This window comes from Sphingomonas telluris (assembly GCF_022568775.1).
In the GTDB taxonomy this organism is placed as follows: Bacteria; Pseudomonadota; Alphaproteobacteria; order Sphingomonadales; family Sphingomonadaceae; genus Sphingomicrobium; species Sphingomicrobium telluris.
Genome location: NZ_JAKZHW010000001.1, coordinates 1,250,583 through 1,273,831, shown reverse-complemented (window position 1 = coordinate 1,273,831; position 23,249 = coordinate 1,250,583). Strand labels below are relative to the sequence as shown.

The window sequence follows — 23,249 nt, the reverse complement described above, 5'->3', positions numbered from 1 at the left end:
TCGCGCTTAGCGGCGGGCGATCGAGCGGACCTTGTCGGTGTAGAGACGGCCGACGGGCTGTTCCGTGCCGTCGGACAGGCGTGCGAGCCAACGGCCCGACGGATTGCGCGTGAAGCCCGCGATGAAGTCCTTCCGCACGATCGCGGAACGGTGAAGGCGGACGAACAGCTCCGGATCCAGCCCTTCCTCCAGCGCATTCATGGAATGGTGGATCAGCCAGCTGCGGCGGCCGACGTGCAGCCGCATGTAATCGCGCTCCGCCGAGACGCGATCGACGTCTCGCGACGCGATGCGAACGAGACCGGACAAATCCGACGCCCAGAATTCCTCCAGGTATGGCGATGAGGGCGAAGGCCCTTTGATGGGCGCCTTCTCGCGCCGGTGGAGATGGTCGCGGGCGCGCTTGAGGGCACGCTGCAGCCGGTCGGGCGTGACCGGCTTCATCAGATAATCGACGGCCTCGACCTCGAAGGCGGCCACCGCGAACTGGTCGAAGGCCGTGATGAAGACGACCGCGGCCGCCGGCTGGTTCGCGGCGAGGGCGCGGGCGACGTCGATGCCGTCAAGGCCCGGCATTTCGATGTCGAGCAGCAGCAGGTCCGGGGTCAGCGCTTCCGCCATGCGGACGGCGCCTTCGCCGTCGCTGGCGGTACCGACAAGGTCGACGCCCGGGCATTGCGCGAGCAGAAGCTGAAGCCGCTCCGCTGCGAGCGGTTCGTCATCGGCGATGAGGAGTCTTAGCGGCCGTTCATCCATCGGCGCGGTCCAACGGCAGTGTCATCAGCACACGATAACCACCATCAGCCGTTGGGCCAAATTCACATTTCGCAGCGGGTCCGAACCGCGCTTCAAGGCGCTGGCAGACATTGCCGAGGCCGACTCCAGTGCCGTCCGGCTTCTCGCCGCGCCGCTTCTTCGCGGCCGTGCCGGCGCTGTTCACGACCTCTATCGTGAATCGGCCCGGGCCGGCTTCGGCGGCCCTGATCTCGAGCGTGACCGTCTCGCGCGATCCGGACACGCCGTACTTGATCGCATTCTCGACGAGCGGCTGAAGGATGAGTGCCGGAACACGTGCGTTCTCGAGATCCTTCGGGATGTCGATCTCGACCTTGAGACGGCGCGGGAAACGCACTTTCTCGATGTCGAGATAGAGGCGTTGAAGGGCGATCTCTTCTTCGAGCGTGACGTCCGCGCTCGGATCGAGCGACAGGCCGCTGCGGAAGAAGGTCGACAGCTTCAGGATCATGCTCTCCGCTTCGTCGGGCCGCCCGGACATGACGAGCGACGAGAGCGAGTTGAGCGTGTTGAAGAGGAAGTGAGGGTTGATCTGGTAGCGGAGCGCGCGAACCTGTGCCGCTCTCGCCTCGCTCTCCGCCTCGACCGCGCGCCGTCGTGCGTTCAACGCCTCGGCCTGGGCGACTGTCGCCAGATAGAAGGCGCTCCACGCCATGAAGAAGAACAGCCACACGACGGCCGTGTCGGCGGCGAAGCGCAGACGCTTGTTCGCGTCGAGCTCGCCGAGGTTGGGGAAGGTAACGACGAGCGGCTCCTGAGCGCGGCGCTCGACCGTCAGCGTGCGGCCCTTTTCGATGATCACGAAGCCTTCGCGCGACTGGTAGCGGATGACTTCCTTTGGCTCCTTCATGAAGTCTTCGATGAGGAGGAAGGCGCCCGCCATTCCCCAGGCGGCCGCGACCGAAGCCAGGCCCGCCACGACGACCTTCTTCCGGATGCTCGCGCCCGCAGTGAAGGACGCGATCACGACGTATACCAGGCCGGTCAGCAGGATGCCGATGGCGATGACGACCAGCTTGTTGATCAGCATCGTCCATGCGTCGGCGCCCAGCAACGCGCGGGCGACGACGGTGAGGGCGTAGAAGATCCAGAAGCCGAGAATCGACTTCAGTGCGAGCGGCCAGTCGGAAAAACGGCCCGGGGTCTCGAAATTTAGCGTCCGGGACAGAGGTGCATTCATCGCTTCGCTTGTATGCACCGAATCCTGCGAGCAGCAATTGCCCTTCGTCCTTTGGCAGAAGCGCTGCCACCTCTCGTCGAAGCTGAACCTCAGATAAACGCGTTTTGAACAGGAACGGGGCCCGCTGTCGGTCGTTCACTGCGTGAAACGATTCGCCGGAAGGAATTCGCAGTGACTGAAGTCGCGAACGACAAGGAAAAGGTCCCGCCGCCGGTCATCTCGGCGCCGCCGGAGAAGGAGCTCGAACGCAAGCTCCAGAAGAACCCGGACGACTCGGACACGAAGGTCGACGTCGGCAGTGACGAATCGATGGACGCTTCCGATCCGCCTGCCGCCTCGCAGCCCGGACGGAGCGACGATCCCGCGCCGTCATCCGGTTTTCCGGACAAATAAGGCTGCTGAATCGGGAATTTATCCACATTCCCGTTGCAAAGAATCTACAGCAGCACCGTCTTGCGACGAGCCGTTAAAGTTTAACGTTGCCGTCATCCCGCCCGTCTGATTCAATCTGAATGGGGGGTGGGATACGTGGTTAAGCAATACGAAACTATGCTGACCGCATGATCCTGCCGATGGGTGAGGAGTCGGATCATGATCACGCGGACCAGCCAGCCGGCTAACGGCGCGCTGTTGATCTCTGAAATGAAAGAGTTCGCCAGCTTCCCGAAGGCGACGCAGCGGTACATCCGCCGCAGCCTCGATGTGGCCTACGGTCGCCGCGATGCGATCGACTGCTGGGCCCGCGATGAAGGTGAGGCGGCGTCGATCCGCGCCCAGTCCCGAATCTACAAGCAGCTCGACCACCTGCGCCTTCAGGTGCCGGATGACAGCGGCCTCGACATGATCGAGCCGTTCATGGGCATGATGATCACCATCTCCGCGTTCGACCTTGGCCAGGACCGCCTGCCGAACTTCGCGGCCTTCCGCTTCCTGTACGAGCGGCTGGTCGGTGCTTCAGCCCGTCCGTGGCTGCCCGCGGCCTTCTGCGCAGCAGCGGCTCTTCCGCACCTGCACCCGGATCGCCGCCGGACCCTGCTGCAGTCGATCAGCGAGAGCGCTGCGACTGCGCCGGGCTGGTCGAACCGGGAGCCGGTGTTCTGGCCGGAGTGGGTCGAGAAGGTCGATCTCAAAGCCGCCGCCTAAGCGTCGGCTTCCACCTTCACCGACGGATAGATCTTCGCCAGCTGGCGAACCGAGTCTCGCGCATTCTTGTGGTGAATGAAGATGCCGCCGGCGTCTTCCCACAGCTTCCTGTGATTTTCGCGATCGTCGACGAGGACGTCGCCCCGCTCCATGTGCAGATGCTTCTGCCGCGCCATGGTCGTGATGATCGGCACGCCGGGAAAATGCTTGGCTGCCCAGCGCTCCTTCTGAGGGGCGGCCCAGGTGCCTAGTGGCAATCCCGTGAGGATCGTCGGCTTGAGGTGCTTCACGGCATCGAAGAGCAGGCGGGCGTCAGGCATTTCTTCAAGCTCGCCGTAAAAGTTGCCGTGGCGCGCAAGGCGCTTCCAGAATTCGCCGCGTCCGTGCCTCGCTTCGAATTGCGCCGGCGTGCCGCCGAGAAGATCGCGCGCGCCGGCATCGAAGTCCGCGAGGACGCCATCGCAGTCGAGGAACAAGTGCGGCCGCTTCGGCATCAGAAGCGGCCCGGCTCCAGCTTGATCGGGATAGGATGATCAAGCTCTTCCCAGCCGCGTTCCTTGAGCACGTCGTTGCTCTCGCGGGCTCGGCGGCCGTCACCGAGCGACCAGGTGATGTGATAGGTCGATCCGTCGGGCCGGTCGGTGCTTCCGTCGATCGCCACGACCATCGCTTCGACCCCGGATTCGTCGTCGGTTCGGCCGACAACCTGTGCGAGGACTTCGTGCGGTAGCGGGTCGCGCTCCGCCTCGGTCTTCAGCGTCACGTGATGCGCGACGGTCTTTTCGTATTTCGGTTTGTACTGTTCGAGCAGGCGCCCGCGGTCGTCTTCCGCAAGCAGCCAGCCGATGACGGAGCCGGGTTTAGCCATGCCTGTCTGACGCGGCAGGCGCGCTTCAGTTCCGCTCGAGCAGGCGCTCGATGAGATCGACAGCGAACTCGCTCAGGCTGTCGTCGCGCGCTCCCATGATGACGATGCGGTCGCCCTCTCGCGCTTCGGCTAGCAGGGCTTCGCCGATCGCAGCTCGCTCGGGGATGTGCTCCGCCTTGGCGCCCTTGGCGCGGACCTGCTCGGCCAGCCAGTCAGACCCGCGCGTCCGCTCGACCGTGCCGCCCTGGTAGACGGGATCGGGAAGGTAGAGCCGGTCGTCCGGAGCCATGCCGGCGGCAAGGCTGGCAGCGAGCTCGTCGCCCATCTTGGCGAGCGGTCCGTAGCCGTGCGGCTGGAACATGATGAGCAGGCGGCCGGGCTGCGCACGCAACGTCGCGAGCGTCGCGTCGATCTTGTCGGGATTGTGCGCGAAGTCGTCGATGAGAGTGACGCCGGCGGCTTGCCCGACTGTTTCCAGACGGCGCTTGAGCCCTTCGAAGCGCTCGATGGACTGGGCGGCTTCGGCGAGCGGAACGCCAAGCGCGCGCGCTGCGGCGATGGCGGCGAGGGCGTTGGACGCATTGTGGCGACCGGGAACGCTGAGGCGAACCTCCTGCTGCTCATCGCCCGAGATGACGGTGAAGGTGCTGCCATTCGGCTCAAGGGTAAGGTTCCTGCCGAGGAAGGTCGCGCCGGGGCTATCGAAGCCATAGCCGATGCACTGGTCCGCCGGGACGACGTCGGCGATCGCCCGCGTTTCCGGATCGTCGAGGTTGATCACGGCTTTTCGTGAGCGCAGGAGAAAGGCCGCGAACAGGCTGCGCAGCTCGCCCATTTCCTTGTGGTCGAGGCTGATGTTCGTCAGCACCGCGACTTCCGGCCTGTAGAGCGCGATGGAGCCGTCGCTTTCGTCCACTTCGCTGATGAACAGTTCCGGATCGCCGACCAGCGCGCTTGCGAACGGCGCCGACGGTGTGACGAAATTCTTCATCACCGCGCCGTTCATCACCGTCGGCTGGCGATGCGTCGCGTGCAGGATCCAGCCGATCATGCCGGTCACGGTCGACTTGCCGCTGGTGCCGCCGACGGCGACGCTGTGGTGCGCGGCATTGAGAAGCTGCGCGAGGAACTGCGGGCGGGTGAGCTGTTCCAGGCCGAGCTCGCGGGCGCGAACGACGTCGGGCACCGTCTCCTCAACGGCGGCTGAAGTGACGAGCGTCATCCCAGGCTGCAGGCCTGATCCGTCCTGCGGGAACAGGCCGATGCCGAGCGAGCGCAGGTAGGCGAACTTGTTGGCGACGCGCCCCGCATCGAGCGAACGGTCGGAGCCGGACACTCGCGCCCCGGTTGCACGAACGATGGAGGCGAGGGGAAGCATCCCGCTGCCGCCGATCCCGCAGAAGAAGATGGTGGATTCAGTCATTGTCCACCGGCCCTATTGGCCGCGGGCTTATTTGCAAGCGCCCCCGTCGGCCCATCCCGTCCAGCCCGGCCCGCGAACGACACGGCCGGGCTTGGCGCCCGTGTGCTTGCCGTCCTTCAGCACCTGCGTGCCGTTGATGAAGACGTCGCGGACGCCGGTGGAGAGTTGCTGCGGCTTTTCGAAGGTCGCGTGGTCCTGGATCTTGGCCGGGTCGAAGACGACGACGTCTGCATAATAGCCGTCGCGAAGCACTCCGCGGCCCTTGATGCCGAGGTTCGTCGCCGGGAACGACGTGAGGCGACGGACGACGTCGGCGAGCGGCGCAGACTTCTCATCTCGCGCATAATGGCCGAGCGCACGCGCGAAATTGCCGTAGGCGCGCGGGTGGTTGCTCGACTTGAGGAACACGCCTTCGGGCGCTTCGGAATCGGCGTCGGAGCCGAAACCGACCCACGGCAGGCCGACCTGCCGCTTCACATTGTCCTCGTTCATCAGGAAGTAGACCGTGCCGACGCGGCTGCCGTCCTCGATGACAAGGTCCATGGCGGTCTCTTCGGGGCTCTTGCCGCGCATGCGGGCGACTTCGCCGAGCGTCTTGCCGGTCAGCGGCTTCAGCTTGGGGTTCTTGAAAGCGATCAGGAGGACCTTGTCGGGGCTGCCGGCGCCCAGCAGCAAATTCTCCCAATCCTTTGAGGGCGTGCGCATTTCCTGAACGAGCCTGGCGCGGACCTGCGGGTCCTTCATGCGCTTGATCCACTCCTCGAGGCCGCCCGACTGCACCCACGTCGGCATCGAAGCGTCCAGGCCGGTTGCGCCCGCGGTGTAGGTGTACATGTCGGCGGTGATGCGCTGACCCGACGCGCGGGCCGCCTCGACATGCTTGATGACCTCGTCGAGCTTGCCCCAATTCTCCTTGCCGGCCTGCTTGAGGTGATAGATTTCCGCCGGAGCCCCAGACTCCTTGCTGATGGTGATCAGCTCGTCGACGGCTTCGACGAGCCGGTCTCCCTCCGAACGCATGTGGCTGATGTACATGCCGCCGCATTTCCCAGCCTCGGTCGTGATGGCGACGAGTTCGGGAGTCTCGGCATAGCTCGCCGGCGCGTAGATCAGCGACGAACCGACGCCGAGGGCGCCTTCCTTCATCGCGTCGCGGACCAGCGCGCGCATGCGGTCGAGCTGTTCGGGCGTCGGGTCAACGTCCTTCTCGCCAAGCTCGTGCACGCGGACGGTGGTGGCGCCGATGAAGGAAGCGACGTTGGGCGTGATGCCCTTCTTCGTCAGATAGGTCAGATATTCGCCCAGCGTGGTCCATTTGATCGGGTATCGGATGTCCGACTGGCGATCGACGGCGAGCTTCTTCATCTCCGGGGTGAGCGGGCCCATCGAATCGCCTTCGCCGAAGACTTCGAGCGTGACGCCTTGCACGGTGTCGCTGAGGCCGCGGCCGTCGGCGATCAGGCTTTCGACCGCCCAGCTCAGCATGTTGATGAAGCCGGGCGAGACGGCCATCCCGCTCGCGTCGACGGTCTTCCTGGCGGTGCCGGGCGCCTTCGGCCCGACATAGACGATGCGGTCGCCCTTGATCGCCACGTCGCCGGTGAAAGGCTGGCCGCCGAGGCCGTCGTAGACCGTGCCGTTGTCGATCAGCAGGTCGTAGGTCTCGGCCGGCGCCTGGGCCATGCCCGACGACGCAAGAAGCCCGGTAGCAACGAATGCGAACGCAACTCTCTTTTTCATGCAATCCCCCCGATCAATGGCCGTGAAGCTGCATCATGTTGGAGGGCGATGCCACAGCAAAGGTGCAGGGGGGTGTCACGAAATTGACCGTGCCGCGAGCGGCGCGGCCGAGACGCGACCGTGGTTCGAAACGGTGCACGTGTGACCTTGGTCAACTTCGGGTCTGGCGGCAGGCCTGTGGGGGGCACGAATGCACTAAGGCACAAACGGGGTGCTGTGGGACAGCATCTAAGGGCTGCTGCCGTCCGGGCTCGTCCGGGCAGCAGTGGCAGCTATCGACCCATTGCGGACATTATGGCCGTATGAGAGCATCCCGCCCCATGAAGTTGACAAGCTGGGTGGCATTGGTGGCGCTCGCGTTGATGGCCGATGCGTCCAACGGGCAAAAAGTTCTAGCCCCACGACCCGACAACCCGACTAGCGACGACAAAGCCACGCTGATGCAAGTCGCAGCCAAGTGTCAACTGCACGAAGGCGCACTCTATTTCGTCCAATATAAGGCCCCCACCGAGCCGGTTATTCATATGACCGGTACAATGGGAGAAGCACAAAAGATTTGCGTACTTGAGAACCTACCGAACGACTTCTCAATGAGATTTGGCATGGACATTTTGGCTCCGGCGAAGCCCTAAACCGCTAGCGTCCGCTTTCCACCCAAAGCTGCCGTTATCCAGAGTCAGCTTTCGGCCCATTGCGGACGTTTGATATCCGCATATGATGCTGAGGTGTTGAGACGCCACTCAGACCTATCGATTTGGATATATGCCGGTCTCTTTGTAGGGCTTTTCATCGGCGATTGGCTCTGGGGCGGACTTAGCTTCGCTGTCTCAGGGCTTCCCCTCCGCGCAGCCGTGTTCGCGGTCCTACTTGGAGCGATTTTGGTTCTGCGACGCCGATCGGGCTCTGTCCGCTAACCACCCGTTCCCGCCGCTAGCTTAGTGGCAGCTTCCGAGCCATTACGGACATTAGAATTGGTCAGCCGACGGGTTGGGCCTCAGGGAATTTCCAGCGGCCGTCCAGAACTTCCGCTCGCGGCCGGTAAAGGCGGACGAGATAGTTCCAGCCGGGCATGATGGGCAGGCAGTTGCTCACCCCCTTGTCGCAGCCGCCGAACTGGATCGTGTAGCCGCCATTCGCGTCTTTCTTTGCCGTGATATTGTTGAGCGAGTAGGCGTTCTGCGGGTTGGGCACCATGAAGCCCGCTTCGTTGTAGACCGTGATCGACCAGAAGCCGTCGACCGGAACATCCTTGACCTTCAGGCGATGGATCGTCTTGCCGTCGTTCGCTTTAGGTGAACCCGCAACATAAAGAGCATCCCGAGCAGGATTACCGCCCCAACCCGCCGCGGTGGCGATCAGATGCTGCTTCGGATCGACCTCGCCGGGCTTCCCGAAAGCTCTGCTCAGATCGGCCATTCCCTGCGCATTGCTCTTTAATTCGTTGCGCACTGCTGTGAGTGAGGCTTGATCCCAGGCCGGGATATCGAACTTCCCGGGGCCACCGGCCTGCTGAACCTTGATCGCGTCTTGGGCCGCGTGAGCCCTTTGGAGATCGGCAGGGTCATTTGGATCGACAAACGTGCGGAATGCGAGGGTCACATAACGAGTGCCCACCTGCTCGCGCGTGATGGTGTGCGGTCCCGCATCATAATAGGTCGCAGGGTTGTAGTGATCCTCGTTGATCAGGAGCAGCGACATGAAACGGCCCTTCGTATCGGGCAGATCGACCGTGACTGGTCCTGCGTCCAGATCGAAGACGCCGAAGGAATAGAGCGTGTCACGGTTCAACCGGACCACCTTCTGATCCTTGACGTCGGCTAGGTCACGGTTGTGTGCGATCTTCCCGAGCCCACCGTCCTTTACGAATGTCGCAAAGTAGTTGTCGGTCTCGGCGCGGGCGAAATTGTCCAGCGTCACCGTTGGTCCTGCTGCGAGCTGTGCCGCGGGTGTTGCAGCTTGAGCCGCGGCCAGAAGAAGAGATCCTAAGAGGTATGTGCCGTTCACAGTAGCGCTCCTGCTATGGTTGCCCCGGCCTTCGCCAATCGGCCAAGCGGTTGGAATTAGGGGTAGTCCCTAGGTGCGGATTGGATGTCCTATCCACCCATTGCGGACATTGTTGTTAGTCGCGCGTTACGGCAGCTATGACCACGAAGGCGTATTTGTACGACGCCGAAGGGCGCGACCGTGAGATCGGGCTGCAGGATGTGTCGGTTGACGCTCTCAGCTCCGACAAATTGCTGTGGATCGACATCGACGAACCCGATGCGGGCGAATTGGAACGCTTGGGCCAACTGTTGAACCTTCGTCGCGGCGCGTGGACTGCACAAGACGCGGGCCGCCCGATGCTGGAGAATTACGGTGAGTACTTCCGCTTCTCGGTGAGCACGGCTCCCGCCCCGAATCATGGGACGGACGATCGTCTCCCGAACTCGACCGAGGAACGCGCAGTGCCGGGGAGCATTCGTGTCGACTTCATCGTGTCTGAACGCTGGCTCGTCACTGTTCATGCGGGGAATGTCCCGTGCCTCGATCGCTTCCGGGAACAGGATAAGGCGGAAACGCTGATCGGGCTTCTTACAGGACAGGCATTGGCCGCATCGCTGCTCGATTGGCATCTGGGAGAATACTTCCAGGAGGTATCCCGGATCGAGGAGGCCGCCGACAAGCTCGACGAGCGGGTGCTTAGAGAGTCCGCTTCCGGGATTTTGCTCGGAAGAATGGTCGCGCTTCGCCGGCGCGTGTCGCGGCTTCGGAGTTTGCTCGTTGCGCAGCGAGAGGTTTTTTACGGTCTTTCTCGCCCGGACTTCGCGCTCGTCACGGATTCAGGCGCCGCGCCTTTCTACGAAGGGCTGGTGACGCGGTTCGAAAGGGCCGTGGACGAGGTGGAGCGCACCCGAGACGTGGTCGTAGGGAGCTTTGAGCTCTTCACCTCTCGTACCGGACAACAGACCAACGACCTTGTGAAAGTGCTGACGTTTCTGACGGCCATCGTCGGATTTTGCGCCGCCATCGCAGGTCTCATGGGGATGAACTTCAAACTGCCCTTCTTCGAAACCGGCACGACTGGTTTCTCGATCGTGACCGGCGGGCTCGTGTTCATCGCGCTGATCTCTGTCGCTTACGCACGGCACCGCGACTGGATTTGAGCCGCGGAGGAATGCAGTTTCCCCAGGGCTTCAATCCGGGTGGGTCTTATCCGCTTCACTACATCAGCGTCGCAGCACCCAAAGCAGACACAGGGATCGGACGCTCTGCAATCGATCCGGTCTGTGCTAAAAGTTGTTCTTCTACCTCACAGGAGGGGACAGTGGCGCACTGGGAGTTTCGCGGCCGTGAGCTCGTCAACTGCAGCTGTGAATATGGCTGCAATTGTCAATTCAATGCGCTGCCCGACAAAGGCCATTGCTACGCCGTCGCGGCGATACAGATCGACGAAGGCCGCCACGGGGACACGCCGTTGAACGGCCTCAGGATCGCGGCCATTTTCAAATGGCCAGGAGCGATCCACGAAGGCAATGGAGAGGCCATCGCCTTCGTCGACCGGCAAGCCGACGAAGCGCAGCGGACGGCCCTGCTACGCATCATGACAGGCCAGGACACCGATCCCTTCGCGACCATGTTCGCGGTCTATGCCGCGACCGTGACCAACATGCATGAGCCGGTTTTCACCGACATCGAGTTCGAGGTCGATGTCGAGGGACGCAAAGGGCGGCTTTCGATCCCCAATTATGTCGAGATGGTCGGTGAGCCGATCCGCAACAAGGTGACTGGCGAGGCGTCCCGCGCGCAGATCGTCCTGCCCGCCGGGTTCGAATATGAGGTCGCCGACATCGGCAGCGCCTCGAGCAAAAGCGCTGGGCCGGTACAGGTCGATTTCAGCGACAGTTACGGACAGTTCGCGAACCTCCACCTTTCCAGTCACGGAGTGGTGCGCAGCTGACCATGGCGGCCGTTCGGCGGACAATGGCCGAGCGGGTCGCGATCCGAAGCCGTGCAGTCACGATCGCCGGGCTGGCGGTCCTTGTGCTGCTCGCCTGGGCCTACCTCTTTCTCGGCGCGGCAATGCCTGCGATGCCTGGCATGGATGCAACTCCCGGCTTCGCCGCAATCGCGATCATGTGGTGGGTCATGATGTTTGCGATGATGATCCCATCCGCGGCCCCCACCATCCTGCTCTACGCGCAGGTTCACCGCCATTCCGACGGACTGGAAACGTCGCCCCCGACCGCCGCGTTTCTTGCGGGATACCTCGCCTGCTGGCTCGCCTTCTCCGTGATCGCGGCGGGATTGCAATCGTCGCTCCTGCCTTCTGCAACCATGGCGGTCGTCGGGCGGGATGCCGCAGCCGCCTTGTTCATCGCATCGGGGCTGTACCAGCTGTCGCCGTTGAAGGACGCCTGCCTCAGCCGTTGCCGCTCACCCGGGTCATTTCTTAGCCGCCACTACCGGCCCGGCCCGTCGGGCGCCTTCCGGCTCGGCTTGCTGCACGGAACCTATTGCGTTGGCTGCTGCTGGTTGCTGATGGCATTGCTGTTCGCCGGCGGCGTCATGAATCTCATCTGGGTGGCCGGACTGACATTGCTGGTCGCGGCGGAGAAGCTGCTTCCCGGCGGACGATGGCTTGCAAGGCTTGCCGGCGTCGGAATGATCCTCTGGGGCGCAGCTCTGCTCTTGATTTAGTGTCCGCCTTCGACCCATTTCTGCCATTCGCGCTAGCGGCAGCTTTCGACCCATCGCGGACTTTCAGACGCCATTTCTCACATCTTCCTCACTGCGCCCTCATGCCGCTCATTCGCCCTTGAGCCATGATAGGAACCCCAATGCGACAGGAGGACCAAGATGATCAGTGCGAGCGAATGCACGAGCCGGACACGTCTTTACCGGTTCGGAGTTGCGATCGCAGTTGTGACTTCGTTCCTCATCGTCTGGACGACGATCGTTCGCGACGACGGTAACGGCGCTGCCTTCTTCATGGTGATCATGGCCGCGATGGTGGGCGCATTCGCCGCATCATTCCGACCCGCAGGCATGGCCCGAACGATGCTCGGGGTCGCCATCATGCAGGTGGCGCTCGGATCGTTGATCGCCACCGCGCCCGTGATTGCGAGCACGCCGGATGGCTCGCTCAAAGCCTTGGTTTACTCCGCCGCCATCGCGGCGCTGTGGCTGGTATCGGCAACGTTCTTTCGGGCAGCCGCGAGACAGGCCCTGCCACCGCAATGACATCCGACGTCCTTCTCGGCACCAGCGCCACCGGTGATCGTGAGCGCCTGCGGAGCTTGATCCCTGGTAATCTGGTCGCCGCTAACGTCCGCATTCCACCTAAGGTGCCCCTCGTGCTAACGGCAGCTTTCGACCCATTGCAGACATTCGCGTCGCCCTGCACAAAGGTGCAATGAGATTGGTACCCGTACTTGCGCTCGCTCTAGCGCTGACTGGATGCGGGCCAGAAAGCTCAACCAGTCAAAATGAAGAACCACCGTTCAGCAAAGCGCCGGTTAACGAGGCTGCCTACCATCTGAAGGTCCAGCGCGACGGCACGTTCACTTGGAACGGGCAAGCCGTGGATCGGCAGACGTTGCAGACCTATCTTGGGCAGTTCGCAGCAATGCCGAAGGATGCCGGGCCGCTTTCGGTGGAATTTGAGCCTGGCACTTCGACGAGGGTTAGAGATCTCACCCGAAGCGACATGGCTAGCGGCTTATGCCGACAGGAACGCTGCGTTGAAGTTAAATGGGGCACGCCGACGCGCATCGTGAACTAGCCGTCGCGTTAATGGCAGCTTTCCACCCATTGCAGACATTCGGCGTATCACCCTAAGCAGCGTCGATGCGGATCGCCGTCGTTGCTCCCAGCTGTACGTTGTCGCGCACCGCCGCCGAGCGGTTGGAGCAGTTCGTCCAAGCGCGCGGCGACTGCGAGGTCGCGGTTCATCCGCAGTGCTTCGAAGTCGACGGGCATTTCGCCGGCACCGACGAACAGCGGCTCGAAGCGTTACGCGAAGTGATGGCCGATCCGGCCGTGGAAGCGGTGTGGTTTGCGCGCGGCGGATACGGGTCCAATCGGATCGCGGAAGCTGCGCTCGCCGATCCTCCTGCAGCTGCGTCGTCCAAGGTTTATCTCGGCTACAGCGACGCGGGTTTCCTGCATGGCGGTTTTCACAAGGCGGGGCTGCAGGTCGCCTGGGGACCGATGCCGCAGGACCTGATGCGCGAGGGCGGGCAGGCGGCGGTAACGCGGGCTCTCAACTGGCTGGTCCGGCGCGATCCGGCGTCGCTGGAACCAGGGCTAGATGGCGGGCCTGCGCTGGCGTTCAATCTGACGGTGTTTGCTGCGTTGCTGGGAACTGTGCTGGAGCCTGACCTCAAAGGCGCCGATCTCCTCATCGAGGATGTGAGCGAGCATCACTACCGCATTGACCGCACGATGTTTCACGTCACCGCCAGCGCGAACGTGCGCAGCGTTGCGCGGCTGCGGCTGGGACGGGTCGGCGACATCCCGCGCAACGACCCCGACTTCGGCCGCGACGAAGAGGCGATCGTCGAGGAATGGTGCCAGCGTTCCGGCATCGTCTACGGCGGCCGCGCGGACATCGGTCACGACGTTCTGAACCGGATCGTTCCGTTCACGAGATAATTTCAGGCGTTTCCCCTCTGAAAACGCATTGCCAAGAGCGCAGGTTTGCGCTCTATCAATTGGAGAACAACAGGAGGGCCGTATGGCAACAAAATCATCGGGGTCGGGCAGGAAAGCAGGCGGCGGATTGGCGCGGCCGGTTCAACCTTCGGCGGACCTCGCTGCGATTACGGGCAGCTCGCCGCTGCCGCGCAGCGAAGTGGTCTCCAAGGTCTGGGATCACATTCGCAAGAACAACCTGCAAAACCCTCAGAACAAGCGGGAAATTGTTGCTGACGACAAGCTGAAGAAGGTCTTCGGCGGCAAGGATCGCGTCAGCATGTTCGAGATGAACAAGCATCTCTCGAACCACCTGAAGTAAGACGCGTCGCCGCTCTAGGCGATGAGGGGACTCGCAGCGATGCGGGTCCCCTTTTTCATATGTCCGGGCCGCGACTCGCTAATGTCGATTAGTGGACTCAACCGCGCCAGAGGCCCTCAAGGCGCTCCCTTACGACGGGAAAACCCATTCCCTCCGGAATTGCGATGAACCGCTCGTCGCCGATCTCCTCTACCCAGGGCGTGATCGGTTCGATCGAATGTGAGCGCGCGTCGGCGACGATCGCATCGTAATACGAATGCTGAGCCAGCCGTTCGAGCGTGCGGCGTGTCGGGAAAATCAGCTGCACTTCACCGGCTCGATCGCGGTGCAGGATTTCGGCCGCGCTGACCCATGTCGCGCCCGTGCATTCGCCTTCTATGACGTTGGGCATCCAGTCGCCTTCGGGCGCACGCGCGACGAAGAAAAGGGTGTCGAAGCGGCGCTTGGCGTGGAAGCGCGGCACCCAGCGAGCGAGCGGCGTCAGCGCGCCCACGTCCAGGCTTAATCCGGCCTGCGCGACGACTGCCGCGAACTGCTGGCCCCCGGCGAGCGCCGCCTGAATCTCCAGGCAGTGCTCCGGGCGGGGTGATGCACCGAGACCGACCGGGATTGCCGTCTCCTCGAGCGTCTCGCGGATCGCGGCGATGCGGGCGCCCCCATGCTCGTCGTCCAGCGTAGCGCCGAGCTCCTCATCGGCTGCGTCGATCCTGCCGCCGGGAAACACCCACGCCCCGGCCGCGAAGGCCATGCCCGCGGCGCGCTCGACCATCAGCAGCTCGGGCGGGCCGCTCTCGCGGTCGCGAACGAGGATCAGGGTCGCGGCGGGGATCGCTTCGTCTTCGGCCATTGCGTGTCCGCCTAGGCGCGCCGCGCATAAAGAAAAAGGCCGCCGCCCGGATGAGCGACGGCCCCAGAACCCCTTAAGGGCGATTACATGCCCTGGACGTCGTCCTCGACCTTCGACGGGTCGGTCTTCACCGTGTCATTCGAGGCCGCGTCCGTATTCTCGACCGCCGTGGCCGAATTCTCGGCCTCGAGCTGCTGTTGCTGATTGCCCAGAGCCTCCATCTCCGCATTCGCGGCGTTGGCTGCGAGATCGTTCAGCGCGCTCGCCTCCACATTGTGCGCCTCGCTCTCATTGAGCTGATCGGCGTTGTTCTTGCCGCAGGCCGCAAGAGCCAGCGCGGCGACGCCCATTGCGACAAAACCAAGCTTCTTCATTGACTTATCCCCAGTTGCGACATTCCGTGCCGAACGCATAGCAACTGACTCAAAACGCCGCAAACTTGTCCTTGCGAGCAGGAACGCCTATCTTGGCTCCTGCCGGGGCAACCCGGCTATGTCGGTAGATTGTCGGGTGGAATAGGCATTTCGGACCCGGGGGGCAGTACCCCGGCGCCTCCACCACCAGCCGCCGTTTCGACGGTTGCTGATGGGGGCGAAATAGGATCGACGAGTGCAATAAAGGCCTGGTTGCCGATCGGCTTGAGCCACCGTGACGGTTCATTCACACAAGTGCCAACGATAACGAGGCGCTCGCAATTGCTGCGTAACTGACGGCCTAACGGTCTAAGTTACAAAGACAAAAGCGCGGTCGGACCCCACCGGGCAACAGAAGGGGATTCCAGCGGCACGGGAGGCGCCGGGCAACAGAAGCCTCCCACTTCCTTCATTGCTGTTTGTTGGCGCTTTCGCCTTGCTCGGCTAGTCTCCGGTCAAGGGGGATTACCGATGCACATCTGGGGCAAGCGCATCTTCATGGCGGCGGCACCGCTGCTGCTCACCGGCTGCCTGTGGGGGCCGGGCAAGTTCGCGTCCGATCTGACGCTGAAAAAGGACGGCAGCTTCGTCCTCGATTATCGCGGCGAGATCGTCCTGCAGACTCCGCCGGACGCGGAGGCCAAGGCCGAGCCGTGGAGCACCGAGAAGGCGCGTTGCCGTAAGAGCGGAAAGGTGGAGGTGCAGGCCTGGCTGCCTCCGGTCGATGACGACGACAAGGACGAGGTCCGGCCCTGCACGCCGACCGAGCTCGCCAAGGCGAAGACCGACTTCGAGAAGCAGGCTGCAGAACGCGCGAAATCCAAGCGCGAAGACACCGAGCAGATGGCCAAATTGTTCGGCATGCCCGGCTTCGACGACGAATCCTCGCGGGCCTTCGCGGCGAAGCTCGGCAAATATGCCGGCTACCGTTCCGTTCAGTACCGCGGCCGCGGAGTGTACGACGTGGACTATCACTTCGAGGGCCGCGCGACGCAGGACTTCGTATTCCCGGCTCTGCCGGACAACGACTTCATCATCCCCTTCATTGCCATCCGGCGCCGGAAGGACGGTTCGGTGTTCGTGACCGCTCCTGCTTTCACGGGCCGGGCCGGCCCCCTCGGAGCGCGCGCGGGTGCGGCGGCAGCGAGCCAGATGAAGGACGGTCCCGTCTCGAAGGCGCAGGGCCGCTTCATCATCATCACCGACGGCGAAGTGCTGACCAACAACAGCGAGGACGGGACGGCTCCGCACGCCCTCGGCCGGCAGGTCCACTGGGACGTTGGGCCCGGATCGAGCAAGATTCCGGAGGCACTCGTTCGCTTGCAGTAGGCACGCGTTCGTCGAACACGCGGTTGCTTACTGCCGCTTGCGACGCCACGGTGCGCGCCTTCGAACAGGGGGAGCCTTCATCCGTGCGCCACACGATTCTCGCCGCTTTGCTTGTCGCCGCCGCGCCTGCCGCGATCGCCGCTCCGGTGCCGAAGGATCAGCTGCTGGTCCCGCCCAAGGACGCGGCGCACTACGTCATCGTCTCGACGGCCGGAAAGCATGGCGACGAATATATGTGGACGCTTCCGGACGGCTCGATCGCCTTCCGTCAGTCGCTCCTGCTTCGCGGCCTGATCTTTGAGGTCGACGAGACGATCAAGCTTGGCGCCGACAAGATGCCGAGCGACGTCGTCATCCGCGGCGTGACGCCGAGCGGCGATGCAGGCGAGGAGTTCCACGTTCACGGTCATGAGGCGAGTTGGACGAGCCCGGTCGACAAGGGCAGCGCTCTCTACGGGAACCCCGCGTATTACGTCCCGCAGGGCGGCACCTTCCTGTCCGGTGCTCCGCAGGTCGAACGTTTGCTTGCGGTGGGACGCGCGGGGATGGCGCTGCTGCCGTCGGGCAAGGCGAGTCTCGAAAAGATCACGCAGCTCGAGGTCGATGGGCCGCAAGGCAAGAAGACCGCCGAGCTTCAGCTTCTCCGCGGTACGACGCAAACGCCGCAGCCGATTTGGACGTCGGACGGCAAGTTCTTCGGCGCCTTGGTCGGCCTCGGCCTGCTGCCCGCGGGTTACGAAGGGAACATGGACAAGATGCAGGCAGCCCAAGATGCGGCTTTGGCCGCGCTAGCTCCGGCGACAGCTGCCAAGTTCCTCACGGCCGAAGCGAAGCGTCCGGTGCTCTTCAAGGGCGTGCAGATCTACGACGCGGACGGCGAGAAGTTCGTCGTCAACCAGAATGTGCTGGTTGCCGACGGAAAGATCGTCAGCGTCGGCGCCGCGCCGGCTTCGCTACCGGCGAACACGCGCGTGATCGCGGGTGCGGGCAAGACGCTCGTCCCGGGCCTTTGGGACAGCCACATGCACGTGTCTGACGATTTCGGCACCGTGAGCGAGCTTGCGCTGGGCGTGACGTCCTGCCGCAACCCCGGCGGTCCGCTGGAGCTCGAAGTGTCGCAGCGTGAGCGCCGCGCCAAGGGTACGCTGCTCGCGCCGGAATGCTTCAGCTCCGTCATCGTCGACCAGAAGGGCCCGCTGGTCGCCCAGGGCAGTATTGCCGTCGGAAGCCTGGACGAGACGCTCGCTGCGGTTCGGAAGATCCACGATGCCGGACTCACCGGCGTGAAGTTCTACACGTCGATGAATCCGGCATGGATCCCGCCAGCGGCCAAGCTCGCGCACGAGCTTGGGCTGCACGTGCACGGCCACATCCCCGCAGGCATGCGGACTCTGGACGCGATCAATGCCGGCTATGACGAGATCACCCACATCTACTTCGCGACGATGCAGGCGATGCCGGACGAGATCGTCGCCAAGTCGAACACGACGGCGCGGATGACCGGGCCTGGGCGCTACTTCAAGGACGTCGATCTCGATGCCGAGCCGATGCGGGCAGTTATCAAGACGATGGCTGAGAAGAAAATCGCTCTCGATCCCACGCTGGTCGTGGTTGAGGGCGTGCTTCTGGCGAATGCCGGCACGGTGCAGCCCGCCTACACGGCCTACGTCGGCACGCTGCCGCCGGCCACGGAGCGAGGCTTCAAGTCCGGAGCCATTCCTTATCCTGAGGGCATGACTCGCGCAGATGCCGAGGCCAGCTTCAAGAAGATGGGCCAGTATGTGAACAAGCTTCGCGCGGCGGGCGTGCCGATCGTGGCCGGCACCGACGGCTACGGCATGGAGATCGTCCGCGAACTGGAGCTCTACGTCGCCGGTGGCATGACGCCCGCGCAGGCGCTTTCGACCGCGACCATCGTTGCCGCCCGCAACGTCAAGGCAGACAAGCGCACGGGATCGATCGCGGCCGGCAAGGAAGCGGACCTGGTGCTGGTCGACGGCGACCCGTCGAAGCGCATCGGCGACTTGAGGCACGTCGACCAGGTGATGAGCGACGGCGTCCTGATGGACGGCGATGCCCTTCGCGCGGAGGCGGGCTTCAACGGAAAGCCGAAGTGAGCGCCTAGCGCCGCTTCAGCTCGTCCCTGATCTCGGCCAGCAGCTCGACCTCGGTCGGGCCGGCCGGCGCATCGTCCGCTTTTCTCATCATCTTGTTGGCCGTCCGGACCAGCATGAAGATGATGAAGGCGAGGATGACGAAGTTCAGGACCACGGTCAGGAACTGTCCCCAGCCGAACACGGCCACACCGGCCTTCTTGAGCGCGGCATAGTCCGTCGGCGAGCCCGCGTAATCGGCCGGGATCGGTCCCAGCAGGACGAAATGGCTGGAGAAATCGAGGCCGCCGAAGATTGCGCCCACGACCGGCATGATGATGTCCTGCGTCAGGCTGGTGGCGATGGTGCCGAAGGCGGCGCCGATGATGACGGCGACGGCGAGGTCGAGCACGTTGCCGCGGGCGATGAAGTCGCGGAATTCCTTGAGCATGAGTTCCCCTTTTCGCGTCCCCCTCGGAACCTAGCGCAGATGCCGCTGATTGGAACAGCAGCAGATATTCACGTGTATTGTTCTTGTAAAACAGTGTGGCGATCTCTATTTCCGCCGCCGTTTCGTTCTTTAGGGGAAACGACATGACCGTGCTTCGTCGAGTTGGCCTTTTCACTCCGCTTGCAGCGCTCAGCCTGGCCGGATGCGGCCTCAACAGCGTGCCGACCGCGGAGGAGCAGGTGAACGCCAAGTGGGGCGACCTGCAGGCCGATTACCAGCGCCGTTCGGACCTGATCCCCAACCTCGTTGCGACGGTGAAGGGCTATGCCCAGCAGGAAAAGTCTGTGCTGACCGAAGTCACCCAGGCCCGCGCCAGTGCCACGCAGATCAAGCTTTCGCCGGGCGATCTGAGCGATCCGCAGAAGGTCAGCGCGTTCAACGATGCGCAGAACCGCGTCACGTTGAGCCTCCAGCGGCTGCAGGAGGCTTATCCGGACCTCAAGTCCAACGCGAACTTCCTGGCGCTGCAGGACCAGCTCGAAGGCACCGAGAACCGCATCAACGTGTCGCGGCGCGACTACAACGAGGCGGTGCAGGCCTATAATACCCGCATCCGGACCTTCCCCGACGCGATCGGGGCGAAGATCTTCTACGGCGCCAAGCCGAAGGTGCCCTTCGAAGCCGCCGCCGGCGCGGAAACGGCGCCCTCGGTGAACTTCAACGCGAGCTAGTCCCGTGCACAGGGTGCTCGTTGCGCTCGTGCTTGGCCTGAGCGCGTGCGCTCCGGGCGACGCACATCAAGGGCAGAAAGACGCGGCGCCGTTCGGCATCGCGCTTACGGGACGCGTCGTGGACGCCGCAAACATCCTGCCCGCCAACGTCGAGCAAGATCTTACCGCGGAACTCGCGCAACTGGAGCAGTCCACCACTGATCAGGTGGTCGTCGTCACGGTCCCGCAATTGAAGGGCCACGCAATCGAAGATGTTGCGCTTGGGTTGGGTCGCGGATGGCGCTTAGGTCGAGCAGATGTGGATAACGGCGTAATGCTCGTTGTGGCTCCCAACGAACGCAAGGTTCGGATCGAAGTCGGTTATGGGCTCGAAGGTCTTCTGACCGATGATCGGGCCGGCAAGATCGTTCGCCTGATGCTTCCCGAGTTCAGAGATGGCGATTTGCCAGCTGGCATCATGATCGGCGTGCGGGAAATCGACGCACAGCTCCGTTCCAACACCAAGCGTCCGCAGTATCTTAACGAAGCTCGGAGGAAGGCGGCGGCGTGAAACCGGTTCTGCAATTTCTGCTGCTTTTCGCGTTGATCGTGGCACCTGCGACCGCACAGACCTTTCCCAAGCTGACGGGAAGGGTCGTCGATCAGGCCGACATCCTGCGTCCAGAGCAGGAGCTCGACATTTCGAGCAAGTCGGAAGCGTTAGAGGCGCAGACCGGGCGTCAGTTCGTCGTCGCCACGGTTAAGAGCCTCGAGGGCTATCCGATCGAGGACTACGCCTACCGGCTCGGGCGCGAGTGGAAGATCGGCGACAAGGATAAGGACGACGGCGTGCTCCTTTTGGTCGCTCCCAACGATCGGAAGGTGTGGGTCGCGACGGGCTATGGCGCGGGCGCGTTCCTGACGGACGCGATCTCGGGCGTGATCGTTCGCGAGAAGATCTTGCCGGAGTTCAAGAAGAACCCGCCGGACTATGGCGTTGGGATTACCGCCGGCGCGGATGCGATCATCAAGCAGATGTCGCTTCCGCCCGAAGAGGCGCAGGCGAACATCGCAAAGGCGCAGCAGCAGAAGGCGAGGGCGTCTGGCGGCATCGGGCAGTTCATTCCCGTGATCGTCATCATGATCATCTTCTTCTCGATCATCGGGTCGCTTTCCCGCCGCTCGAGGGCTCGCCGTTATCGTTCGCAGCGTGGCGGGATCAGCCCGTGGGTCGTGCTCTGGGGCCTTAATGAGCTCAGCCGCGGTTCGCGCGGCGGCAACTGGGGCGGCGGCGGCTTCGGCGGCGGAGGCGGCTGGGGAGGCGGCGGAGGCGGCTTCTCCGGCGGCGGCGGATCGTTCGGCGGCGGCGGAGCGGGGGGAAGCTGGTGATCCTGCGATTGAGCGACGAGGACCACGCCAAGGTCAGCGCGGCGATCGCTGCTGCGGAGGCCAAGAGCGACGGCGAGATCGTGGCGGCCGTCACGGACCTCAGCGACAAATATCACGACGTGGCTCTGCACTGGGCCGTGCTGGTGCTGTTCGCCGTGCTCGCCTGGGCGGCGATCTGCCCGTCGTGCCTCAACTGGTGGCTCGACCTGTTCCTGGGCAGTTGGCGTGAGGAAACGACCCAGCGCGAGCTGCTGACCTTCCTGATGATCCTGGCGGTGCTGAAGTTCACCGTCGTCCTGCTGATCCTGCGCTACATGCCGCTGCGGCTGCTGCTGACGCCTTCGGCGACCAAGGAGCGGCGGGTCCGGCGGCGCGCCATCGCGACCTTCAAGGCTGGCGCCGAACGGCGGACGGTCGGACGCACTGGCATTCTCATCTATCTGTCGATGGGCGAGCACCGCGCCGAGATCGTTGCCGATGAGGCAATCACGAAGGTGACGACACCCGAGACCTGGGGTGAAGCGATGGCCGCGCTGCTGGTCGAAGTGAAGGCCGGGCGTCCGGGCGACGGCATCGTTGCCGCGGTCGAGCGGGTCGGTGTCGTGCTCGCGGAGCATTTCCCCAAGACCTCGACGGACACGAACGAAATCCCGGACAAGCTGATCGAGCTATGAACTTCGAAGAGCTGGGCCCCGTCGAGACGATGTGGGAGGGCAAGTACGTCAAGGTCTCTCGCCGGGGCACGTGGGAATATGCGGGCCGCGCGAACGATATCCGCGCGGTCGTTATCCTTGCCGAGATCGACGGCAAGGTCATCCTGGTCGATCAGCCCCGCGTGCCGCTGCAGCGGCGCTGCCTCGAGTTGCCGGCCGGGCTGATCGGCGACGAGGATCCGAACGCGACGGTCGAGAGCACGGCGATCAAGGAGCTGGAGGAAGAGGCCGGCTATACCGCCGACCGCGTGGAAGTACTCGGCGACTTCTATGCCTCGCCGGGCATGCTGTCGGAGAGCTTCACGCTCGTCCGCGTCCACGGCGTCCGCAAGATCGGCGAGGGCGGCGGAACGGAGCATGAGGACATCCGCGTCCACCTCGTGCCGCGGGCCGAAATCCGCGACTTCATTGTGAAGAGCCGTGCCGAGGGTCTCGGCATCGACGTGAAGCTGCTTCTGTTCCTCAACGGCTGACAAAAGAAAGGCCGCGGAGCGAGTGCCCCGCGGCCAGATTTTCAGAGACTTCGAACCGACTAGGCCGTCGCGAGAGCCTGCCCGCCACGACGGCGGCGCATCGCGAAGCCGATGGCGCCGAAGCCGACCAGCATCATCGCCCAGGTCGACGGTTCCGGAACCGCTGCCTGCACGAAGGAGACGTTGCCGCCGAACGAACCGTTGACGCCCGTGCTGCCCTGGATGGTCAGCGTAAAGGTGCCGACGCCGAGGTTCAGGCCGGCGAGATCGAAGTTCTCGATCAGGTCGTTGTCCATCGTCGAGCTGAAGTTCTGCGGGATCGAGACCGGATCGGTGATGCCGGTTCCCGTCAGCAGGATGCTGCTGAAGTCGACATCGTTCGGGCCTCCGTCGATCGACGTGCTCGAGCCGACGTGGAAGCTGTAAATGCCCGCCAGCGTGTTCATGAACGTCAGCGTTTCGGTGAACGGGTCGGTCAGTCCGGAATCGCTGTACCCGAAGGTGAAGCTGTTGCCGCCCGGCGTTTCGTCGATCGGGGCCGTCAGGACGGTCGTCGGATCCTCGATCGTAATCTCTGCTTGAGCCCCAGACGCTATTGCAAGCGTAGCGACACCAAGCAGCGCAAGCACTGCTTTACGCATAACTTCTCCCACCGTGAGACGCGAAGACCAGGAGAGGCTCCGCG

27 protein-coding genes and 1 other RNA gene are annotated in these 23,249 nt (G+C 63.6%); 17 read left to right on the top strand and 11 right to left on the bottom strand.

Annotated elements, in window-relative coordinates:
* Window positions 1-6: 6 nt before the first annotated feature.
* Both LZ016_RS06480 and LZ016_RS06475 read right to left on the bottom strand, forming a co-directional pair.
* Window positions 7-756, bottom strand: coding sequence for a LytR/AlgR family response regulator transcription factor (locus LZ016_RS06480; RefSeq protein WP_241446588.1), 750 nt, complete (start codon window positions 754-756; stop codon window positions 7-9).
* On the bottom strand, window positions 749-1,975 hold the full coding sequence (locus LZ016_RS06475; protein ID WP_241446587.1) for a sensor histidine kinase: 1,227 nt from the start codon (window positions 1,973-1,975) through the stop codon (window positions 749-751). The genes LZ016_RS06480 and LZ016_RS06475 overlap by 8 nt, the downstream gene beginning before the upstream one ends.
* Before the next feature lie 171 nt (window positions 1,976-2,146).
* Between LZ016_RS06475 and LZ016_RS06470 the strand changes: the two genes are divergently transcribed.
* Together LZ016_RS06470 and LZ016_RS06465 are read left to right on the top strand one after the other, a co-directional pair.
* Entirely contained in the window at window positions 2,147-2,368 is a 222-nt protein-coding gene (locus LZ016_RS06470) for a hypothetical protein (protein WP_241446586.1), read from the top strand.
* Window positions 2,369-2,566: 198 nt separating this feature from the next.
* On the top strand, window positions 2,567-3,118 hold the full coding sequence (locus LZ016_RS06465) for a hypothetical protein (RefSeq protein ID WP_277622513.1): 552 nt from the start codon (window positions 2,567-2,569) through the stop codon (window positions 3,116-3,118).
* Here LZ016_RS06465 and LZ016_RS06460 read toward each other — a convergent pair.
* Genes LZ016_RS06460 through LZ016_RS06445 form a run of 4 tightly spaced genes read right to left on the bottom strand, consistent with a single transcriptional unit; the run spans window position 3,115 to window position 7,149 of the window.
* Window positions 3,115-3,612 carry a 5' nucleotidase, NT5C type gene (locus LZ016_RS06460; RefSeq protein ID WP_241446585.1) on the bottom strand — a complete coding sequence of 166 codons (498 nt, stop codon included), beginning with the start codon at window positions 3,610-3,612 and terminating at the stop codon, window positions 3,115-3,117. The two genes, LZ016_RS06465 and LZ016_RS06460, sit on opposite strands and share 4 nt — an antisense overlap.
* Window positions 3,612-3,986 carry a hypothetical protein gene (locus tag LZ016_RS06455; RefSeq protein WP_241446584.1) on the bottom strand — a complete coding sequence of 125 codons (375 nt, stop codon included), beginning with the start codon at window positions 3,984-3,986 and terminating at the stop codon, window positions 3,612-3,614. Before LZ016_RS06455 ends, LZ016_RS06460 begins: the two co-directional genes overlap by 1 nt.
* Window positions 3,987-4,011: 25 nt before the next feature.
* On the bottom strand, window positions 4,012-5,409 hold the full coding sequence (locus tag LZ016_RS06450; RefSeq protein WP_241446583.1) for a UDP-N-acetylmuramate--L-alanine ligase: 1,398 nt from the start codon (window positions 5,407-5,409) through the stop codon (window positions 4,012-4,014).
* Window positions 5,410-5,436: 27 nt separating this feature from the next.
* Entirely contained in the window at window positions 5,437-7,149 is a 1,713-nt protein-coding gene (locus LZ016_RS06445) for an N-acyl-D-amino-acid deacylase family protein (protein WP_241446582.1), read from the bottom strand.
* Window positions 7,150-7,469: 320 nt separating this feature from the next.
* On the opposite strand from LZ016_RS06445, the gene LZ016_RS06440 reads away from it, so the two are divergent.
* Window positions 7,470-7,781 (top strand): hypothetical protein, encoded by a 312-nt coding sequence (locus tag LZ016_RS06440; protein ID WP_241446581.1) that lies wholly within the window; start codon window positions 7,470-7,472, stop codon window positions 7,779-7,781.
* 343 nt (window positions 7,782-8,124) lie between these two features.
* On the opposite strand, the gene LZ016_RS06435 is transcribed toward LZ016_RS06440, so the two are convergent.
* Entirely contained in the window at window positions 8,125-9,153 is a 1,029-nt protein-coding gene (locus LZ016_RS06435; RefSeq protein WP_241446580.1) for a DUF1254 domain-containing protein, read from the bottom strand.
* Between the two features lie 230 nt (window positions 9,154-9,383).
* Here LZ016_RS06435 and LZ016_RS06430 point away from each other — a divergent pair, with 230 nt between their 5' ends.
* From LZ016_RS06430 to LZ016_RS06405, 6 genes are all read left to right on the top strand, one after another.
* On the top strand, window positions 9,384-10,295 hold the full coding sequence (locus LZ016_RS06430; RefSeq protein WP_241446579.1) for a magnesium transporter CorA family protein: 912 nt from the start codon (window positions 9,384-9,386) through the stop codon (window positions 10,293-10,295).
* A 161-nt stretch (window positions 10,296-10,456) separates the two neighbouring features.
* Window positions 10,457-11,089 carry a DUF1326 domain-containing protein gene (locus LZ016_RS06425; protein ID WP_241446578.1) on the top strand — a complete coding sequence of 211 codons (633 nt, stop codon included), beginning with the start codon at window positions 10,457-10,459 and terminating at the stop codon, window positions 11,087-11,089.
* A gap of 2 nt (window positions 11,090-11,091) precedes the next feature.
* Window positions 11,092-11,829, top strand: a complete 738-nt coding sequence (locus LZ016_RS06420) for a DUF2182 domain-containing protein (RefSeq protein WP_241446577.1) — start codon at window positions 11,092-11,094, stop codon at window positions 11,827-11,829.
* A gap of 159 nt (window positions 11,830-11,988) precedes the next feature.
* Window positions 11,989-12,372 (top strand): hypothetical protein, encoded by a 384-nt coding sequence (locus LZ016_RS06415; protein WP_241446576.1) that lies wholly within the window; start codon window positions 11,989-11,991, stop codon window positions 12,370-12,372.
* A gap of 606 nt (window positions 12,373-12,978) precedes the next feature.
* On the top strand, window positions 12,979-13,785 hold the full coding sequence (locus LZ016_RS06410) for an LD-carboxypeptidase (RefSeq protein WP_241446575.1): 807 nt from the start codon (window positions 12,979-12,981) through the stop codon (window positions 13,783-13,785).
* A gap of 82 nt (window positions 13,786-13,867) precedes the next feature.
* Entirely contained in the window at window positions 13,868-14,146 is a 279-nt protein-coding gene (locus LZ016_RS06405) for an SWIB/MDM2 domain-containing protein (protein WP_241446574.1), read from the top strand.
* Window positions 14,147-14,243: 97 nt separating this feature from the next.
* Here LZ016_RS06405 and LZ016_RS06400 read toward each other — a convergent pair whose 3' ends face one another.
* Window positions 14,244-14,993: an NUDIX domain-containing protein gene (locus tag LZ016_RS06400; protein ID WP_241446573.1), complete on the bottom strand. Its 750-nt coding sequence runs from the start codon at window positions 14,991-14,993 to the stop codon at window positions 14,244-14,246.
* Window positions 14,994-15,076: 83 nt separating this feature from the next.
* Window positions 15,077-15,367: a hypothetical protein gene (locus tag LZ016_RS06395; protein ID WP_241446572.1), complete on the bottom strand. Its 291-nt coding sequence runs from the start codon at window positions 15,365-15,367 to the stop codon at window positions 15,077-15,079.
* A 61-nt stretch (window positions 15,368-15,428) separates the two neighbouring features.
* Here LZ016_RS06395 and ssrA point away from each other — a divergent pair.
* The 3 genes from ssrA (at window position 15,429) to LZ016_RS15665 (ending at window position 18,852) form a co-directional block, all read left to right on the top strand.
* Window positions 15,429-15,772, top strand: a transfer-messenger RNA (tmRNA) gene (ssrA, locus tag LZ016_RS06390).
* A 105-nt stretch (window positions 15,773-15,877) separates the two neighbouring features.
* Entirely contained in the window at window positions 15,878-16,735 is an 858-nt protein-coding gene (locus LZ016_RS06385; RefSeq protein ID WP_241446571.1) for a hypothetical protein, read from the top strand.
* A gap of 83 nt (window positions 16,736-16,818) precedes the next feature.
* Window positions 16,819-18,852 (top strand): amidohydrolase family protein, encoded by a 2,034-nt coding sequence (locus tag LZ016_RS15665; RefSeq protein WP_241446570.1) that lies wholly within the window; start codon window positions 16,819-16,821, stop codon window positions 18,850-18,852.
* A gap of 4 nt (window positions 18,853-18,856) precedes the next feature.
* On the opposite strand, the gene mscL is transcribed toward LZ016_RS15665, so the two are convergent.
* Window positions 18,857-19,279 carry a large conductance mechanosensitive channel protein MscL gene (gene mscL, locus LZ016_RS06375; protein WP_241446569.1) on the bottom strand — a complete coding sequence of 141 codons (423 nt, stop codon included), beginning with the start codon at window positions 19,277-19,279 and terminating at the stop codon, window positions 18,857-18,859.
* Window positions 19,280-19,422: 143 nt separating this feature from the next.
* On the opposite strand from mscL, the gene LZ016_RS06370 reads away from it, so the two are divergent.
* From LZ016_RS06370 to LZ016_RS06350, 5 genes are read left to right on the top strand one after another with little or no spacing between them, the layout of a single operon-like run.
* The gene (locus LZ016_RS06370; protein ID WP_241446568.1) at window positions 19,423-20,010 is read left to right on the top strand and encodes a LemA family protein; all 588 of its coding nucleotides are present in this window, start codon (window positions 19,423-19,425) and stop codon (window positions 20,008-20,010) included.
* 4 nt (window positions 20,011-20,014) lie between these two features.
* A complete protein-coding gene (locus LZ016_RS06365) occupies window positions 20,015-20,560 on the top strand; it encodes a TPM domain-containing protein (protein ID WP_241446567.1) in 546 nt (181 codons plus the stop codon).
* On the top strand, window positions 20,557-21,378 hold the full coding sequence (locus LZ016_RS06360) for a TPM domain-containing protein (protein ID WP_241446566.1): 822 nt from the start codon (window positions 20,557-20,559) through the stop codon (window positions 21,376-21,378). Before LZ016_RS06365 ends, LZ016_RS06360 begins: the two co-directional genes overlap by 4 nt.
* Window positions 21,375-22,052 (top strand): TPM domain-containing protein, encoded by a 678-nt coding sequence (locus tag LZ016_RS06355; RefSeq protein WP_241446565.1) that lies wholly within the window; start codon window positions 21,375-21,377, stop codon window positions 22,050-22,052. Before LZ016_RS06360 ends, LZ016_RS06355 begins: the two co-directional genes overlap by 4 nt.
* Window positions 22,049-22,564 (top strand): NUDIX hydrolase, encoded by a 516-nt coding sequence (locus tag LZ016_RS06350; protein ID WP_241446564.1) that lies wholly within the window; start codon window positions 22,049-22,051, stop codon window positions 22,562-22,564. The genes LZ016_RS06355 and LZ016_RS06350 overlap by 4 nt, the downstream gene beginning before the upstream one ends.
* A gap of 59 nt (window positions 22,565-22,623) precedes the next feature.
* Here LZ016_RS06350 and LZ016_RS06345 read toward each other — a convergent pair whose 3' ends face one another.
* The gene (locus LZ016_RS06345) at window positions 22,624-23,205 is read right to left on the bottom strand and encodes an FxDxF family PEP-CTERM protein (protein WP_241446563.1); all 582 of its coding nucleotides are present in this window, start codon (window positions 23,203-23,205) and stop codon (window positions 22,624-22,626) included.
* Between the last annotated feature and the right edge of the window lie 44 nt (window positions 23,206-23,249).

Coding starts and splice junctions, on each gene's coding strand:
- LZ016_RS06455 (WP_241446584.1), bottom strand. CDS start 3,986: ATGGCTAAACCCGGCTCCGTCATCGGCTGGCTGCTTGCGGAAGACGAC.
- LZ016_RS06480 (WP_241446588.1), bottom strand. CDS start 756: ATGGATGAACGGCCGCTAAGACTCCTCATCGCCGATGACGAACCGCTC.
- LZ016_RS06440 (WP_241446581.1), top strand. CDS start 7,470: ATGAAGTTGACAAGCTGGGTGGCATTGGTGGCGCTCGCGTTGATGGCC.
- LZ016_RS06370 (WP_241446568.1), top strand. CDS start 19,423: ATGACCGTGCTTCGTCGAGTTGGCCTTTTCACTCCGCTTGCAGCGCTC.
- LZ016_RS06410 (WP_241446575.1), top strand. CDS start 12,979: ATGCGGATCGCCGTCGTTGCTCCCAGCTGTACGTTGTCGCGCACCGCC.
- mscL (WP_241446569.1), bottom strand. CDS start 19,279: ATGCTCAAGGAATTCCGCGACTTCATCGCCCGCGGCAACGTGCTCGAC.
- LZ016_RS06450 (WP_241446583.1), bottom strand. CDS start 5,409: ATGACTGAATCCACCATCTTCTTCTGCGGGATCGGCGGCAGCGGGATG.
- LZ016_RS06345 (WP_241446563.1), bottom strand. CDS start 23,205: ATGCGTAAAGCAGTGCTTGCGCTGCTTGGTGTCGCTACGCTTGCAATA.
- LZ016_RS06445 (WP_241446582.1), bottom strand. CDS start 7,149: ATGAAAAAGAGAGTTGCGTTCGCATTCGTTGCTACCGGGCTTCTTGCG.
- LZ016_RS06400 (WP_241446573.1), bottom strand. CDS start 14,993: ATGGCCGAAGACGAAGCGATCCCCGCCGCGACCCTGATCCTCGTTCGC.
- LZ016_RS06465 (WP_277622513.1), top strand. CDS start 2,567: ATGATCACGCGGACCAGCCAGCCGGCTAACGGCGCGCTGTTGATCTCT.
- LZ016_RS06460 (WP_241446585.1), bottom strand. CDS start 3,612: ATGCCGAAGCGGCCGCACTTGTTCCTCGACTGCGATGGCGTCCTCGCG.
- LZ016_RS06405 (WP_241446574.1), top strand. CDS start 13,868: ATGGCAACAAAATCATCGGGGTCGGGCAGGAAAGCAGGCGGCGGATTG.
- LZ016_RS06475 (WP_241446587.1), bottom strand. CDS start 1,975: ATGAATGCACCTCTGTCCCGGACGCTAAATTTCGAGACCCCGGGCCGT.
- LZ016_RS06395 (WP_241446572.1), bottom strand. CDS start 15,367: ATGAAGAAGCTTGGTTTTGTCGCAATGGGCGTCGCCGCGCTGGCTCTT.
- LZ016_RS06420 (WP_241446577.1), top strand. CDS start 11,092: ATGGCGGCCGTTCGGCGGACAATGGCCGAGCGGGTCGCGATCCGAAGC.
- LZ016_RS06385 (WP_241446571.1), top strand. CDS start 15,878: ATGCACATCTGGGGCAAGCGCATCTTCATGGCGGCGGCACCGCTGCTG.
- LZ016_RS06415 (WP_241446576.1), top strand. CDS start 11,989: ATGATCAGTGCGAGCGAATGCACGAGCCGGACACGTCTTTACCGGTTC.
- LZ016_RS06350 (WP_241446564.1), top strand. CDS start 22,049: ATGAACTTCGAAGAGCTGGGCCCCGTCGAGACGATGTGGGAGGGCAAG.